The 16,759-nt window shown below is 52.2% G+C and carries 17 protein-coding genes; 16 read left to right on the forward strand and 1 reads right to left on the reverse strand.

From position 1 onward, the window contains the following. Nucleotides 1-42: 42 nt before the first annotated feature. Nucleotides 43-2,472 (reverse strand): ATP-dependent helicase HrpB, encoded by a 2,430-nt coding sequence (hrpB, locus tag AC0XWG_RS03175; RefSeq protein ID WP_475680371.1) that lies wholly within the window; start codon nucleotides 2,470-2,472, stop codon nucleotides 43-45. A gap of 73 nt (nucleotides 2,473-2,545) precedes the next feature. Here hrpB and thpR point away from each other — a divergent pair, with 73 nt between their 5' ends. From thpR to AC0XWG_RS03255, 16 genes are all read left to right on the forward strand, one after another. Next, nucleotides 2,546-3,091, forward strand: coding sequence for an RNA 2',3'-cyclic phosphodiesterase (thpR, locus tag AC0XWG_RS03180; protein WP_128348536.1), 546 nt, complete (start codon nucleotides 2,546-2,548; stop codon nucleotides 3,089-3,091). After that, the gene (gene sfsA, locus AC0XWG_RS03185; protein ID WP_129323910.1) at nucleotides 3,091-3,795 is read left to right on the forward strand and encodes a DNA/RNA nuclease SfsA; all 705 of its coding nucleotides are present in this window, start codon (nucleotides 3,091-3,093) and stop codon (nucleotides 3,793-3,795) included. The genes thpR and sfsA overlap by 1 nt, the downstream gene beginning before the upstream one ends. A gap of 176 nt (nucleotides 3,796-3,971) precedes the next feature. Beyond that, a complete protein-coding gene (dksA, locus tag AC0XWG_RS03190) occupies nucleotides 3,972-4,427 on the forward strand; it encodes an RNA polymerase-binding protein DksA (protein WP_001155232.1) in 456 nt (151 codons plus the stop codon). Nucleotides 4,428-4,486: 59 nt separating this feature from the next. After that, on the forward strand, nucleotides 4,487-5,377 hold the full coding sequence (gene gluQRS / locus AC0XWG_RS03195; RefSeq protein WP_028018319.1) for a tRNA glutamyl-Q(34) synthetase GluQRS: 891 nt from the start codon (nucleotides 4,487-4,489) through the stop codon (nucleotides 5,375-5,377). Between the two features lie 42 nt (nucleotides 5,378-5,419). Then, entirely contained in the window at nucleotides 5,420-6,817 is a 1,398-nt protein-coding gene (gene pcnB / locus AC0XWG_RS03200; protein ID WP_028018320.1) for a polynucleotide adenylyltransferase PcnB, read from the forward strand. Beyond that, nucleotides 6,814-7,293, forward strand: coding sequence for a 2-amino-4-hydroxy-6-hydroxymethyldihydropteridine diphosphokinase (gene folK / locus AC0XWG_RS03205; protein ID WP_128348538.1), 480 nt, complete (start codon nucleotides 6,814-6,816; stop codon nucleotides 7,291-7,293). The genes pcnB and folK overlap by 4 nt, the downstream gene beginning before the upstream one ends. Before the next feature lie 122 nt (nucleotides 7,294-7,415). Next, nucleotides 7,416-8,207, forward strand: a complete 792-nt coding sequence (gene panB / locus AC0XWG_RS03210; RefSeq protein WP_049005295.1) for a 3-methyl-2-oxobutanoate hydroxymethyltransferase — start codon at nucleotides 7,416-7,418, stop codon at nucleotides 8,205-8,207. 11 nt (nucleotides 8,208-8,218) lie between these two features. After that, nucleotides 8,219-9,070: a pantoate--beta-alanine ligase gene (gene panC, locus AC0XWG_RS03215; protein ID WP_028018323.1), complete on the forward strand. Its 852-nt coding sequence runs from the start codon at nucleotides 8,219-8,221 to the stop codon at nucleotides 9,068-9,070. A gap of 33 nt (nucleotides 9,071-9,103) precedes the next feature. Next, nucleotides 9,104-9,484, forward strand: a complete 381-nt coding sequence (gene panD, locus AC0XWG_RS03220) for an aspartate 1-decarboxylase (RefSeq protein ID WP_006810068.1) — start codon at nucleotides 9,104-9,106, stop codon at nucleotides 9,482-9,484. A gap of 289 nt (nucleotides 9,485-9,773) precedes the next feature. Continuing rightward, nucleotides 9,774-10,364 carry a fimbrial protein gene (locus AC0XWG_RS03225; protein ID WP_050482924.1) on the forward strand — a complete coding sequence of 197 codons (591 nt, stop codon included), beginning with the start codon at nucleotides 9,774-9,776 and terminating at the stop codon, nucleotides 10,362-10,364. A gap of 74 nt (nucleotides 10,365-10,438) precedes the next feature. After that, entirely contained in the window at nucleotides 10,439-11,182 is a 744-nt protein-coding gene (locus AC0XWG_RS03230) for a fimbrial chaperone (RefSeq protein WP_080282792.1), read from the forward strand. Between the two features lie 62 nt (nucleotides 11,183-11,244). Further along, entirely contained in the window at nucleotides 11,245-13,833 is a 2,589-nt protein-coding gene (locus AC0XWG_RS03235; protein WP_475680372.1) for an outer membrane usher protein, read from the forward strand. Nucleotides 13,834-13,860: 27 nt separating this feature from the next. After that, entirely contained in the window at nucleotides 13,861-14,433 is a 573-nt protein-coding gene (locus AC0XWG_RS03240; RefSeq protein ID WP_475680373.1) for a fimbrial protein, read from the forward strand. A gap of 25 nt (nucleotides 14,434-14,458) precedes the next feature. Further along, complete coding sequence (locus tag AC0XWG_RS03245; RefSeq protein WP_407220186.1) at nucleotides 14,459-15,010, forward strand: fimbrial protein; 552 nt, start codon at nucleotides 14,459-14,461, stop codon at nucleotides 15,008-15,010. Nucleotides 15,011-15,038: 28 nt separating this feature from the next. Further along, nucleotides 15,039-15,656, forward strand: a complete 618-nt coding sequence (locus AC0XWG_RS03250) for a fimbrial-like protein (RefSeq protein ID WP_475680374.1) — start codon at nucleotides 15,039-15,041, stop codon at nucleotides 15,654-15,656. A gap of 16 nt (nucleotides 15,657-15,672) precedes the next feature. Then, the gene (locus AC0XWG_RS03255) at nucleotides 15,673-16,755 is read left to right on the forward strand and encodes a fimbrial protein (protein ID WP_475680375.1); all 1,083 of its coding nucleotides are present in this window, start codon (nucleotides 15,673-15,675) and stop codon (nucleotides 16,753-16,755) included. The last annotated feature ends 4 nt before the right edge of the window (nucleotides 16,756-16,759 follow it).

A 16,759-nucleotide genomic window follows, 5' to 3' on the forward strand; every position in this document is an offset into this window, starting at 1 on the left:
TCTCTTTTCTTCCACATCACCGTGAAAGAAGAAATCTCTCAATTAAGAATATTTCTTCGTACGCCGTGTCGGCGCGGTATTGGCCGGATCGTCCGGCCAAACGTGTTTGGGATATCGACCCTTCATCTCTTTTTGCACTTCCCGGTAGCTGCCCGCCCAGAACGCCCCCAGATCGCGGGTGATTTGTAGCGGACGATGAGCAGGCGACAACAGTTCAAGCACCACCGGCACGCGTCCTTCAGCGATGGATGGCGTGGTCGCCTCACCAAACATCTCCTGCATGCGTACCGCCAGCGCCGGAGGATTATCCTCGTGATAACGAATGGCAATCCGGCTTCCGGTCGGCACAGTGTAATGCCCTGGCAGTTCACTATCCAGACGTTGACGTAATGACCAGTCCAGTAAATTCTGTAACGCGACCTTAACATCAAGGGCTTTTAGTGCCCGCAGCGAGTGTACACCGCGCATTTGCGGCAGCAGCCAGCTCTCCAGCGAGGCAAGCAGCGTCTCATCATCCACCGCAGGCCAGGCATATTCTGGCAGCCAGCGCGCGGCACAGTGCAGACGAATTCGGTATTGCTCCGCCTCGGGCGTCCAGTTCAGTACGTTCAACCCTTTTTCCCGAATGCCGTTCAGCATCGCCTGATGCATCTCTTCTTCTGACGGCTTCGCCAGCGGCTTCGTGCCAAGGGTCAATTTGCCAATCTGGCTACGCCGAAACGCCTTCAGGGTGCCCTGAGTGTCATCCCATTCGACAGTATCGGATTGCTGAAGCAGTTGCGGACAGGCACGCGTCAGGGCCTCAATATCGACAGCTATCGCCTGTAATATCCGCGCATCCGGCGACTGGCTGCCCTGCAACAGGAGCGGTGCGATCAGCCACTCATGGCGCGTCAGAGCATCGTCGCTGTCCAGCATCGCGCCCATGCCATTTGCCAACTGATAGCGACCGTCCAGCCCGCGTCGGCGCGCAATTCGGTCCGGAAATGCTTGTGCCAGCAACTGTGCGATAATATCGCTGTCTGGCGAGCCACCACGGCTGTTTAGCCGTCTGCTGAGCTGCTGCGCCCGTTGCTGCCAGTTCCCCTGATTGCGTGAAAATGCCTGCGCCAGATCGCTGCTGCCACCACGCGGCGGCTCCTCAAGAATAGCGGCCAGTTTCGCCGCCGTGGCAATTTCATCTTCCCCTTGCGCGGCAACCAGCATTGCGGCCAGACGCGGATCGTTGCCCAGCGCAGCCATTTTCTGGCCGCGTGTCGTCAGACGCTCGCCTTCAAGCGCGCCAAGCTGGGCCAGCAGTGTACGTGCTGCGGTGAGGTTTACGACAGGAGGCGGATTAAGCCAGGTCAGTTGTCCCGGATCCGGACAGCCCCATTGCAGCAGATCCATCACCAGACCTGATAAATCACTTTGTAAAATTTCCGGGGGGCTTTGTTGTGCCGCGCGTTCAGCCTGCTCTGCACTGGTCAAATGCAGGCAGATACCCGCCTCAAGACGTCCTGCACGGCCTGCGCGCTGTAACATCGACGCCTGGCTTATACGATGCGTCAGGAGTTTCGTCAGCCCGGTACGCGGGTCAAAGCTTGCCACTCTCTCCTGCGCGCTATCCACCACCAGGCGAATACCTTCGATGGTCAAACTGGTTTCCGCAATATTGGTTGCCAGCACCACTTTGCGCTGCCCCGCAGGCGCGGGGAGAATCGCTTTACGCTGGTCGGTCAGCGACAACGCACCATAAAGCGGACACAACAGGACATCGCTACTGACACGGGAGGCCAGGTGCTCCTGCACGCGCTGGATTTCGCCCACACCGGGTAAAAAAAGCAGCAGCGAACCGGGTTCCTGACGCAACAGTTCTGCGGTGGCGATGGCGACCGCTTCATCAAAACGCTGATGGGCAGGTAGCGGTTGATAACGGCGCTCTACGGGAAACGCTCGCCCTTGCGAGGCTATCACTGGTGCATCAGGCAGCGTCTGCTGCAGCCGTTCGTTATCCAGCGTCGCCGACATAATGAGCAGCCGAAGGTCGTCACGCAGCCCCTGCTGAACATCCAGCAATAGTGCGAGAGCCAGATCCGCCTGCAGGCTGCGTTCGTGGAATTCATCCAGAATCACCAGCCCGACGCCGGTCAGTTCAGGATCGTTTTGCAGCATGCGGGTGAGTATTCCCTCGGTCACCACTTCAAGCCGCGTGGTTGGGCCGATACAGGTTTCAGCGCGCATACGGTAGCCCACCGTCTCGCCCGGTTTTTCGTTAAGCAATTCCGCCAGGCGTTGTGCCACGTTGCGCGCGGCCAGCCTGCGCGGCTCCAGCAGGATAATTTTCCCGCTGATATTCCCGTCTTTCAGGATCTGCAGTGGCAGCCAGGTGGATTTACCGGCCCCTGTCGGGGCGTTCAGCAAAACCTGCGGGGCATGTTGTAAGGCAGCGAGAAGCTCGGGAAGGACGACGGCGACCGGCAATGAGGACACTAACAGCTCCAGAGGGTTAACATTAGTCGGCGTACATTGTAGCATCGGCGCATATCATTACCGAGTCCCCCGTATGTCTGAGTCGAAACGGCTGTTTTTTGCTATTGAATTACCCGCCCCAATACAGCGGCAAATTGTTCGCTGGCGCGCTGAGCACTTCCCGCCGGAAGCGGGTCGCCCTGTTGCCGCGGCTAACCTGCACCTCACGCTGGCCTTTCTGGGTAATGTGAGCGCCGATAAACAGCAGGCCCTGGCATCAATGGCCGGACGGATCTCTCAACCGGGATTTACGCTACACCTTGATGATGCCGGGCAGTGGTTGCGCTCGCGGGTGGTCTGGCTGGGTACACGCCAGCCGCCTCGTGGGATATTACAGCTTGCGAATATGCTGCGCGCCCAGGCGGCACGCAGCGGCTGTTACCAGAGCCCGCAACCGTTTCATCCGCATATCACGTTGCTGCGCGATGCAGGTCAGGCCGTTGCCATCCCACCACCAGGTTTTCACTGGGCCTTTCCGGTTAATGAATTCGCACTTTATGAATCCGTCTTTGCACAAGGACGCACCCGCTACACGCCGCTACAGCGCTGGACGCTGGGCAATACCGTTAAGGACGCCTGATGAAGTTTAGCCCTCCCCTGCAGCACGCCACGCTGATTCAACGCTACAAACGCTTCCTCGCAGACGTAGTCACGCCTGAAGGAACACAGCTCACCCTGCACTGCCCCAATACCGGTGCTATGACGGGGTGTGCGACACCGGGTGACCGGGTCTGGTATTCCACATCAGAGAATATGAAACGCAAATATGCCCATACCTGGGAAATGACCGAAACACAAAGCGGGGCATTTATTTGTGTTAACACCCTGCGCGCCAATCAGCTGGTTAAAGAAGCGCTAATGAATAATGCCCTTCCCGAACTGGTGGGTTATGACACGCATAAAAGCGAAGTGAAATATGGCGATGAAGGCAGCAGAATTGACTTCATGTTACAGGCGCAAGACAGGCCTGAGTGCTATATTGAAGTAAAATCAGTGACGTTAGCGGAACAGGAAAATGGCTACTTCCCGGATGCGGTAACGCTACGCGGGCAGAAGCATCTGCGAGAGCTAATGTGTGTTGCGGCGGCGGGCAAACGCGCCGTATTGCTGTTTGCGGTGTTGCATTCAGCCATTGAACGATTCTCTCCTGCCCGCCATATTGATCCTAAATACGCGCAATTGTTGAATGAGGCACAAAAGCAGGGGGTAGAGGTTTTGGCTTATAAAGCGGAACTTTCTGCCGATAATATGACTCTGAGATCCTCTCTTCCCATTGTCTTATAAGGGATTAGACGATTGATGATTAAGTGTTCTGGCCGCGTGCGCAAATACGCTTTTCCTCACAGGCTTGTCAAGTGTTACGTTTAGATAATTGCCATCCGGAAAAGCATCTGCTATTTATAGCGACCTGATTTTTCCCCCGACACGGGGATCGATAGTGCGTGTTAAGGAGAAGCAACATGCAAGAAGGGCAAAACCGTAAAACATCGTCCCTGAGTATTCTCGCCATCGCTGGGGTGGAGCCGTATCAAGAGAAACCGGGCGAAGAGTATATGAACGAAGCCCAGCTGTCGCACTTCAAGCGTATTCTTGAAGCATGGCGTAATCAACTCAGGGATGAAGTCGATCGCACCGTTACTCATATGCAGGATGAAGCTGCTAACTTCCCGGATCCGGTCGACCGTGCCGCTCAGGAAGAAGAGTTCAGTCTCGAACTGCGTAACCGTGACCGCGAACGCAAACTGATCAAAAAGATCGAGAAAACGCTGAAAAAAGTCGAAGACGAAGATTTTGGCTACTGCGAATCCTGTGGTGTTGAAATCGGTATTCGTCGCCTGGAAGCGCGTCCAACCGCCGACCTGTGCATCGACTGTAAAACACTGGCTGAAATCCGCGAAAAACAGATGGCCGGTTAATACCAGCGCTGTTTATACACTCCAAAGGCGGGAGTCACTCCCGCCTTGTTACTGTTGATATGTCTGAATCACACTATATTGGGCGCTTCGCGCCATCTCCTTCCGGTGAATTACACTTCGGCTCATTAATTGCCGCGCTCGGCAGCTACCTGCAGGCTCGTGCCAGCCAGGGCAAATGGCTTGTTCGCATTGAAGATATTGACCCTCCGCGTGAAGTTCCCGGTGCAGCAGACACCATTCTGCGTCAGCTGGAACATTACGGTCTTCACTGGGACGACGACGTTCTCTGGCAATCAAAACGTCACGACGCGTATCGGGAACGTCTGGCCTGGCTTCGCGCTCAGGGGCTTTCCTATAACTGCACCTGTACCCGCGCACGCATCCAGAGCGTGGGAGGGGTTTATGACGGTCATTGTCGTACGCTTAATCTTCCCCCGGAAAATGCCGCCGTGCGCATCAAGCAGCGCTCCCCGGTGACGCACTTTAACGATTTACTTTCCGGCAAGATCCATGCCGATGAACGTCTGGCATGTGAAGATTTTATTATCCACCGCCGTGACGGTCTGTTCGCCTACAACCTGGCCGTTGTCGTGGATGACCATTTCCAGGGCGTCACGGAAATCGTTCGTGGCGCAGATCTTGTTGAACCTACCGTGCGGCAAATATCGCTCTATCACCAGTTTGGCTGGAAAGCGCCGGATTACATTCATCTGCCGCTGGCAGTCAATGAACATGGCTGTAAGCTGTCGAAGCAAAACCATGCGCCAGCCCTGCCACACGGCGATCCACGCCCGGTTTTGATCGACGCGCTGCGATTTCTCAACCAGAATGTAACCAACGAATGGCAGGATCTGCGTATTGACGAACTGCTGAAAATGGCGATCGCCCACTGGACGCTCACGGCGGTGCAAAAAATCCAGCATTCTCAAATGCGTTGCGCTGAGCTATGATTAGCCGCTTTTTTCATAACAAAACACACTACGAGGTGTACCATTTTTACCCGAGTCGCTAATTTTTGCCGTAAAGTGCTAAGCCGCGAAGAGAGCATGGCGAATGATGCCATTGCACAGCCACACATGTCGGTTATTCCGCGTGAGCAGCACAATATTTCCCGCAAAGATATCAGTGAAAATGCCCTCAAGGTGCTCTATCGTCTGAATAAAGCGGGCTACGAGGCCTATCTCGTGGGCGGTGGAGTGCGTGATTTACTGCTGGGCAAAAAGCCAAAAGATTTCGACGTGACGACCAGCGCCACGCCTGAGCAGGTGCGTAAATTATTCCGTAACTGCCGTCTTGTTGGCCGCCGTTTCCGTCTGGCTCACGTGATGTTTGGACCGGAGATCATCGAAGTGGCGACCTTCCGCGGCCACCATGAAGCGGGCGCATCGGATCGCACCACGTCGCAGCGCGGCCAGAACGGTATGCTGCTGCGCGATAATATCTTCGGTTCTATCGAGGAAGATGCCCAGCGTCGTGACTTCACGATCAATAGCCTTTACTACAGCGTGGCGGATTTCACCGTGCGTGATTACGTCGGCGGTATGCAGGACCTGAAAGAAGGTCTGATTCGTCTGATTGGCACGCCGGAAACGCGCTATCGTGAAGATCCCGTGCGTATGCTGCGCGCCGTGCGTTTCGCCGCCAAGCTGAATATGCGCATCAGCCCGGAAACGGCAGAGCCTATTCCCCGTCTGGCGACGCTGATCAACGACGTGCCCCCTGCCCGTCTGTTTGAGGAAGCCCTGAAACTGCTGCAGGCCGGCCACGGCTTTGAAACTTATAATCTGCTGCGCGAATACAACCTGTTCCAGCCGCTGTTCCCGACCATTACCCGCTACTTCACCGAAAGCGGTGACAGCCCGATGGAGCGCATGATTGCGCAGGTGCTGAAAAATACCGATACCCGTATTCGCAACGATATGCGCGTGAATCCGGCGTTTCTGTTTGCGGCGATGTTCTGGTATCCACTGCTGGAAACGGCTCAAAGAATCACTCAGGAGAGCGGTCTCGCCTATTACGATGCCTTCGCACTGGCCGCGAACGACGTGCTGGACGAAGGGTGCCGTACGCTGGCGATCCCGAAACGTATTACCACGCTGGTGCGTGATATCTGGCAGCTTCAGTTGCGTATGTCCCGTCGTCAGGGCAAACGTGCCTGGAAGTTGATGGAACATCCTAAGTTCCGCGCGGCATTCGATCTGCTGTCACTGCGGGCTGAAATTGAAAGGAATCAGGAGCTACAGCGTCTGGCGCAGTGGTGGGCCGAGTTCCAGGTTTCCGCCCCGCCTGAACAGAAAGATATGCTCACCGGGCTGGATGAAGAGCCGGAACCACGTCGCCGTCATCGTCGTCCGCGCAAACGTGCGCCGCGTCGTGAAGGTGCTTCATGACCCTCGCGTATATCGCCATCGGCAGCAATTTAGCCTCTCCGCTGGAGCAGGTTAACGCTGCCGTACAGGCGTTGGGCGAAATTCCGCAAAGCCGGATCGTGGCCGTCTCTTCGTTTTACCGTACCCCACCGTTGGGCCCGCAGGATCAGCCAGATTATCTCAATGCCGCCGTTGTGCTGGAGACCACTCTGGATGCCGAAACGCTGCTGGATAATACTCAGCGCATCGAACTGCAACAGGGTCGCGTACGCAAAGCCGAACGCTGGGGGCCACGCACTCTCGATCTCGATATTATGTTGTTTGGTCATGAGGTCATAAACACCGACCGCCTCACCGTTCCGCACTACGACATGAAAAACCGGGGTTTTATGCTCTGGCCGCTGTTTGAAGTCGCCCCCGATCTCACCTTTCCGGATGGTATCTCGCTGAAGGCTATTCTGGACACTCTCAAGGCGGAAAGACCCGCTCGCTGGTAATCCTGCATCTTACCGATTAACCCTGAAATATTTGCCGTTAATCGGTTAGCTAAAATCATTGTTCCCCCGAATGTTACTGTTAAAATGCGCAAAGATTCGCTTTTGGGCTATCAGGAAACAGTATGAAACCAACCACCATCTCCTTACTGCAGAAATGCAAACAGGAAAAAAAACGCTTCGCCACCATCACCGCGTATGACTACAGCTTCGCCAAACTCTTTGCCGAAGAGGGTATCAACGTCATGTTGGTCGGAGATTCGTTAGGGATGACGGTACAAGGACATGATTCCACCCTGCCGGTTACGGTTGAGGATATTGCTTACCATACCCGTGCCGTGCGCCGTGGTGCGCCAGCCTGCCTGCTACTTTCCGACCTGCCGTTTATGGCCTACGCCACGCCAGAGCAAGCCTTTGAAAATGCAGCAGTCGTGATGCGTGCCGGGGCCAACATGGTCAAAATCGAAGGTGGCGCCTGGCTCGTTGATACGGTGAAAATGCTCACCGAGCGCGCCGTGCCGGTGTGCGGTCATTTGGGCCTGACGCCGCAATCCGTGAACATCTTTGGCGGTTATAAAGTGCAGGGCCGTGGCGATGCCGCACAAACGCTGTTCGATGATGCCCTCGCCCTGGAAGCCGCAGGCGCACAACTGCTGGTGCTGGAGTGCGTTCCGGTTGAGCTGGCAAAACGCATCACCGACGCGCTGTCGATTCCGGTGATTGGTATTGGCGCAGGTAACGTGACGGATGGCCAGATCCTGGTGATGCACGACGCTTTTGGCATTACTGGCGGACATATCCCGAAATTTGCCAAAAATTTCCTCACGGAAGCGGGCGACATGCGCGCTGCGGTCAGGCAGTATATTGCCGAGGTTGAGTCCGGCGTTTACCCGGGCGAAGAACACAGTTTCCATTAAGGAGTCTCGTTGTGCTAATCATTGAAACCCTGCCGCTGCTGCGCCAGCACATCCGTCGTGCACGTCAGGAAGGTAAACGCATCGCACTGGTCCCGACCATGGGCAACCTGCATGACGGCCATATGAAGCTGGTCGATGAGGCGAGAGCCCGGGCAGACATCGTGGTGGTCAGTATCTTCGTTAACCCAATGCAGTTTGACCGCGCCGACGACCTGGCACGCTACCCGCGCACCCTGCAGGAAGATTGCGAGAAGCTCAAAAAACGCCATGCGGATATTGTTTTCTCCCCAGCTCCCGCCGATGTCTACCCTCAGGGTACCGACGAAGCAACTTACGTTGACGTTCCGGGCATTTCCACCATGCTGGAAGGCGCGAGCCGTCCGGGTCATTTCCGCGGTGTGTCCACCATCGTCAGCAAACTGTTCAATCTGGTGCAGCCAGACGTTGCCTGCTTCGGCGAGAAGGATTTCCAGCAACTGGCATTGATCCGCAAGATGGTTGCCGATATGGGTTACGATATCGAGATCGTCGGCGTGCCGATTGTGCGTGCCAAAGACGGGCTGGCGCTCAGCTCCCGTAACGGCTATCTGACGGCCGATCAGCGCAAAATCGCGCCGGGCTTAAGCAAGGTCATGAATACCATGGCTGAGCAACTTCTGGCTAAAGAATTAAGTGCAGAAGAGATTATCGCCCTGGCCGAACAAGCGCTGAACGAAAAAGGTTTCCGCGCTGACGACGTTCAAATTCGCGATGCCGATACGCTGCTGGAGCTTGCAGAGACCAGCAAACGTGCGGTGATCCTGGTGGCGGCATGGCTCGGCCAGGCCCGCCTTATTGACAATAAAGTGGTTGAGCTGGCGTAGTTTTCTCTACCCGGACGATTAAAGGTAAACGTAATGATTCGCAAAATGCTGCAAGGTAAGCTTCACCGAGTGAAAGTCACCCAGGCCGACCTGCACTATGAAGGCTCCTGCGCAATCGACCAGGATTTTCTGGACGCAGCTGGCATCCTTGAAAATGAAGCGATTGATATCTGGAACGTGAACAACGGCAAACGCTTCTCTACCTACGCGATTGCCGCCGAGCGCGGCTCAAAAATTATCTCCGTCAACGGCGCGGCAGCACACTGCGCTGACGTGGGTGACATCGTAATCATCGCCAGCTTCGTCATGATGTCCGACGAAGAAGCGCGCCGCTGGCAGCCGAAAGTGGCCTACTTCGAAGGCGACAACGACATGAAACGCACCGCAAAGGCAATTCCTGTTCAGGTTGCCTGATAAAAAGGCCCGAATTATATCGCCAGATAAATAATTCGGGCCGGCAGATATAATTATCACCAAGAAATATTATTCTTCAAAAAGAAATACTCCGCCAGTCCTTTCCATTTTTTTAAGATTTTATTTAATCTTTTCACAATATCACTATTAACCAACTGGTTTATTTGAAAAAACAGAATAGCTAAAGCCCATTTTAAGTAAATTTAAAATTACTTTTTTTAGTGTGCACTCTATTATCCGTCCGCCAAAAACAATGTTTGGCTTTTTAATCTTTTACATGGATATTGTTATGTCACTGAAAAAAATTAGCATGGCAGCTGCTACCGTAGTTCTGGCACTGGGTTCCTCTTCATCTTTCGCTGCTACCGATCTTGGCCTGATCACATTTGACGGCGCAGTTACCGATACCACCTGTACTATTACCACCAACAATGGTGAAGGTACTAACAACATCACTATCGCACTGCCAGTCGTTAAAAAATCCGACGTTGAAAGCACCACTATCGATAAAGGTGTTGGCGCGAAAAACTTCGAACTGCTTCTGACAAACTGCCCAGGAACTGTATCTAAAGCTTCCGCAAACTTCATGTCTAAAAACATGGGTTCCGTGGCTAACGGTACCGTTGATCCAGACTCTAACGTTGCAGGTTCAGCAACCAACGTAAGCCTGGCGATGTATAACAACTCCACCAGCAATACCGATCGTATTATGGTTGGTCAGCCTGACAATAACACGCAGGTTGCACCAGTGACCAATGGCTCCGGCAAACTGTACTACCGTGTGGCTTACGTTCCAGGTTCTGCATGGGTGAAAGACACTAACCCAGTCACTGCGGGTAAAGTCTCTGCTAACGCTTACTTCACCATGAGCTACGAATAATCGTCGATTATTTATTTAATAATGCGCCCGCTTAGCCGTGGGCGCTTGTTTATCTCAATTATCCTGGAGTGGATATGCGACAGCTTAATGCAAAAATGATCAAAGGAATGAAAGCACTCTCTTTTGTGCTGACCAGCATAATGGCATGTCATGCCCACGCTGATATTGTTATCTCCGGAACCCGTATTATTTATCCTGAAAAAGCAAAAGATGTTGTGGTGAATCTGGAAAACAGAGGCTCACACCCTTTACTCGTTCAGTCATGGCTGGATGATGGCCGCGACACGACCGACCCTCAGGAGCTTAAATTACCGTTTGTCATTACACCGCCGGTAACTCGCGTAGAAGCGCAAAAAGGCCAGTCTATCCGCATTACCTCACTCGGCCAGTCATTACCCAAAGACCGTGAATCACTGTTCTGGTTTAACGTGCTGGAAGTACCCCCCAAAGCCAAAAACAATGGCGATCAGAATATGCTGCAACTGGCTTTCCGCACGCGTATCAAACTCTTTTTCCGCCCAACAGGACTCAAAGGTTCACCCGATGAATCTGCAAAGCACCTGATCTGGTCGCAGAAAAAAGTTGCTAACGATGTTGTGCTGGTTGCGAAGAATGATTCTGCATACAACGTTTCCATTGCCTCTGCTTCTCTGACCGTTAATGGCAAAAAATATGAAGTGGAGAGTAGTTCTGTGAAACCGTTCTCCAGCGAAACAATGAAAGTGAAAGGGCTGACTGGCATTAGCAACGGCAAAGTTAATTATGCATCTATTAATGACTTTGGTGGAATGCAAGAACAAGAAGCAGCGCTTAACTAATAATAATCATATTACATGGCTATGCCGAACACGTTATCGGCAACACACGGATCGGGATAATAATGTTTTTTCGACGTTCATTTCTGTGCCTTTCTATTAGTGCGGCAATACCTCTGAATGCTATCGCGGATGATATTCAATCCACTGTCAATTCCGCAGCGGATGATGTCGAGTTTAACGACCAGTTTTTATTTAACACGGGTAATAAAATCGACGTGGGTCGTTTTTCGCAAGGCAACCCTATTTTACCGGGAAAATATCAGACCAAAATAAATGTTAATGGCAAAGCAAAAATAACTACCGAAGTCGAGTTTAAAGATAACGGCACACCCCGTGCTACGCCGTGTATGACATTAACAACGCTGAGACAGGTCGGTATTAATACTGAATCGCTCGAAAAAGCGGATTCGGGCGATGCGGCAACGTGTTTTGATATCACGAAAGCGTTCCCTGGTGCGACGGTCAACTTTAACTCGTCAACTCAAGAACTGGATCTAACTGTTCCCCAGCTGTACGTGCTTAAACTTCCTCAGGGATATGTCGACCCTTCACTCTGGGAAGAAGGTATTCCTGTCGCAATGGCGTCCTACGACCTCAACGCCTGGCACAGTGAAGGTACGGGCAGCAACAGTGACAGCGCCTATGCAGGCTTACGTTACGGTGCCAATTTAGGCCCGTGGCGTTTCCGTTCACGCGGGAGTCTGAACTGGAATGAAAAAAACGGCAGTGATTACTCAAACCAGGATATTTATCTGCAGAGAGATATCACGCCGCTTAAAGCTCAGATGTTGATTGGCGACTCTTACACGCGTGGTGACGCATTTGACTCGATCGGCCTGCGCGGTTTACGTCTTTATAATGACGATCGTATGCTGCCGAACGGGCTTTCCAGCTATGCGCCTGTCATCCGCGGTGTTGCTAACAGCAACGCCCGTGTTTTTGTAACACAAAGCGGGAACAAGATTTATGAAACAACCGTGCCACCGGGTGCATTTGAGATTTCCGATCTCAGCACCACAGGCTACGGCAACGACTTGCTGGTGACTATCGAGGAAGCCGATGGCAGCAAGCGCTCTTTCTCGGTCCCGTATTCATCCGTGACTCAAATGTTACGTCCGGGCTTCGCACGTTGGGATGTTGGTGCCGGCGAGTTGCATGACGATTCATTGCATGACTCACCAAAAGTGGCTTATGCCACCCTCTATTACGGGCTGAACAATACCTTCACCGGGTATACCGGCCTGCAATATATGGACACCGGTTTTTACGCGGGCCTCGCAGGTCTTGCCATGAACACTGAGATCGGTGCATTTGCACTGGATGTTACCCACTCCAGCGCAGATATCGACGGGCTTCGTACGCTGACAGGCCAGAGTTATCGACTCTCCTTCAGTAAGATGCTCTCGGCAACGGATACGTCATTAAACGTGGCAGCCTACCGCTTCTCCACAGAGGACTACCTCAGCTTGCACGATGCGGCCTCACTGGCCGATCGCGTGAAGTATCGCGATCAGGAACTGAAACCCGGCAGTAACAGCGAGGATGTGTATAGCACCTTCCAGCGTATGAAAAACCAAATTCAGGTCAACATCAGCCAGCCGCTACGCACTGGCAAAGTGGATTATGGTTCGATGTACGTCAACGGTAGCTGGCAGGATTACTGGGATGGCAGCCGTTCAAGCTCTAACTATACCGTGGGTTATAGCAACGCCTTTACCTATGGCAGTTACAGCGTCTCCTTGCAGCGTACTTATGATGAATTTGGTGAACAGGAAGACAGCGTTTACCTCAACGTCAGCCTGCCGTTCGATGCGTTGTTTGGTACGGGTAAACACCCTGCTGGTTTCAACAGCGTTAACGTGGGTCTGAACTCTGATTTCAACGGAAGCACGAGCCTCAATACCACTGCGAACGGCAATACCGAGGACAACCGTTTCAACTACAGCGTGACGACCAGTAATAACCGAACGGATGATAATACGCTCAATCAGATCAGCGGCTATGGCAGCTATAACAGCCCTTATGGTCCGCTAAGCCTTTCTGCCTCAGCGAGCGATGACAACCAGCAACAATATTCTGCCAGTTATAGCGGCGGGATGCTGCTGCATTCCGGCGGGATAACGCTGGCACCAGGCAGCATCAGTGATACCGACTCGCTGGCACTGATTAAAGCCAGTGGAGCAAAAGGGGCACGTCTGAATAACGGTGACGGTGAGATCGGCAATTCCGGCTACGCCATCATGCCTTATCTTTCCGCCTACCGCGAAAACCGTATCGGCCTCGACACCAGCACCATGAGTGCCGACGTTGAAGTGAAAAATACCAGTACGGTTGCCGTACCGCGTAGCGGTGCGGTGGTGCTGGTGAATTTCGAAACCAACGAAGGTCGTTCGGCAGTACTTGAGCTCCAGCGTTCTGATAACGGCTTCATCCCTCTCGGCGCCGACGTGCTGAACGAGAAGGGCGAGATCGTTGGCAGTGTGGGTCAGGCCGGGCAAGCCTATGTTCGCGGTATTGAAGATAAAGGCACGCTCAGGGTTGTCTGGGGTAACGGGCAACAAAGCGCCTGTAACGTTCAATATCAGATTCAACCCAATGCACAGAAGGCGGGTTTGACCACTCTTCTAACCCATCAACTGTGCCGGATGTAATTCATTTATAACAGGGAGTTTTTACTCATGAAGTTCACTTTGAATCATTTCGTTCGCTGCATTTATGCAGCAACGCTTTTGTCCGTCACCAGCGGTTATGCCCAGGCCGCGGATAACCTCGACGTTACCTTCACGGCCAACATCCGGGAAACCACCTGTGATATGGCCATCAGTGGCGGAACAGGCGATGGTAAAAACAACACCATTACGCTTGGAACCAGCGGGAAAACCCGTATTGACACGATTGCGGCAGGTACAGCGACAACCGATTTCAAACTGGTGCTGACAGAGTGTCCATCCAGTCTCTCTTCACTGAAAACAACCGTAAGCGGTTCAGCATCAACAGTGAAGACGGCCATTGCTAACAGTGAGACGTCTGGTGGAGCCAGTTATGTCGGGGTGTCTATTGCGCGTAGTTCAGCACCGACAACGCCTTTTGAGATCAACTCGACAGATGACAGCAAACGTATTGTCTGGACCCCGGGTGAAATCACGGCAAAAGAAGTACCTTTAACCGCCAAACTGGTAGAAACCCAGGCAGGCAGTGTAACGACAGGTACGTTTAGAGCCGTCGCTACTTTTAACTTCTATTACGAATAACCAGACAGAAAACGGAGAAACTATAATGGAATTTAAACCTACGATCTTTGCCCTCTCTGTTCTGGGATTAGTATCCGCAACCGCGTCTGCGACCATTACCGGGACGAGCAGTGTTTCAGCAACCTTCAACACCACCATTGAAGCGGGGACCTGTAGCGCTCAGGTGCAGAATGCTTCTGGCTCACCAGTATCTCAAATAAATTTCGGTGATGTCTTCAAATCCGATCTGGCCAATAAAACCCGTGAAGAGGCATTCAAAATTGCCTTCACCGGTTGTGCTGGTGTGTCTTCAGCAGCCATCAGAGCAACCACTGGCGCAGGTGGCAGTTGTTCCTCTGCCTCCAGCCTGAATTTTGGTGCAAATAACAATACGGCATTTGAACTGTGGAATGGGGATTCAGCGACAGGAACACAACTGAGCTGTAAATCACCACAAACCGAAACCGTGACTATTTCGTCTGGCACAGCGACCTATAATTTGAGTTCGCGCGTTGTGGTCGCTGACGGTAAGACCGTTGCTGATGTCACTACAGGGTCGGTTACTTCGCCTGTCACGTTTCTGGTCACCTATCAATAAGTCATAAAGAACAGGCGGTAGCTTGACGATGCGAAATACACCGTTATTTATAAAAAAATACAGGCTGCTGCTGGCCGTTATTTCAGGTTTGCTGATCCCTGCCTCATCCCATGCGGATGGGGCATGGATGGACGTTAATATCAGGGCCAATATTGTTGCCAATACCTGTAAAATTAGCGTCTCGAACGGCGGCCAGGTTCAGTTGCCGGTGGTTGCCCGCAGCTGGTTTTTCAATACCGATGGCAGTAATAAATACAATGCAGCCCAGGATGCAGGCGGAACGCGGTTCTCTGTACAAGTGACTGATTGTGATGATAAAGCCAGTGGCGCAGCAAGCAAATTACATTTTAGCTTTGCACCGCAATCAGGTTCTCTGGCTGTGGGGAATAAACAGGTATTTGCTAATGATAAAGAGCAGGAAAGTGACGGAGCCAAAAATGTCGGTCTTGTCATCTTTTCAGACGCGTTCCATCAGAATGTTTTAAAACAGGATGGCAGTTCTGATGTGGTTTACGATGTCACCTCGCAGCAAAAAAACTTTGCTTATCTGACGGATTACGATTTCTATGCCCGTTATCAGAACACAGGGGCGATTACCGCTGGCAGAATTACCAGCAATGTTCTGGTTAGCGTCATGTATGAATAAATTACAAGGAAATGTAATGAAGAAAATAATATTCTCGCTAGTAGGGTTACTATCGCTGATTATAATAAAGCCGGCACTGGCGGATCAGAGTTGTTATATTAACTCCAGTGCCGAAGGTATCTACACGGTTACAAACGATCCTGTTACACCGAATCTAAACATGGGTATCATTGATGGTCATATTGACTTCGTAGAAGATGCAAACGGGTCGTACGATTATACTATTCCCTTCCGGGGTAGTAATCCTATTGGATGTAAAAGTGCATCCCCCTGGGATAACTCTGTCCATGTGATCACTGACAGCAGTCTGCTTGATACAAAATATACGGGGCCTAATGGTCAGGCACTTTTTAAAACAAGCGTACCAGGCATTGTCTATGATGTGACGTTACAATGCTACACTGCGAGTGGCTGTGGCTCGGGTCACGATAACCTGGCGCTAAAATATCCTGCCGGAGGGGGTAACGAAAATGTATTCCCTTCCCAGGGGGGATTTACCTGGGAAGGAGCTGATTCTAACTGGTCATTACGTATAGACTATTTCAGGACCCCTGATTTTAAACCTGAAAAAGGCATTTCAACGGGTCACTCTTTAGCAGGAACCATTGGTCAGTTCAGGATTGGACCTTCAGGACAACCCGTCATTACTTTTGCGATGACGGACAGCACGCTGAACTTTCGCATTCCCGACTTGACCTGCTCAATACAGTTGCAGAATGGTTCGAACAACGTCAACCTGGGCGACTATTTTGTCAGTGATATTAAGAAAAACAGTACACAAGCGGTGCCTTTTAGCTTTAGTACGCAGAGTTGTTACGCGACAAAACTGACCGTCAAAATGATTAGCGGGTATCCATCTTCGGTTACGGGTCTACTCGCTAAAAGTGCCGGTAGTGCATCAGGCGTCGCCGTGAAGATCATGAATACCGATCATAACATGCAGATGATGCCTGATGGTTCAGTCAGCGTTAGCGATATTCGTGATAGTTGGGGGGCTAACACCAGCTACAACTATTCCGCGCAAGTTGTACCGGATGGTAGTGCGGTAAACTCGGGCGATTTCCAGACGGCGGCCACCTTCAGTATTACTTACGAATAAGTGC

The organism is Enterobacter sp. DVT3837 (genome assembly GCF_056238685.1).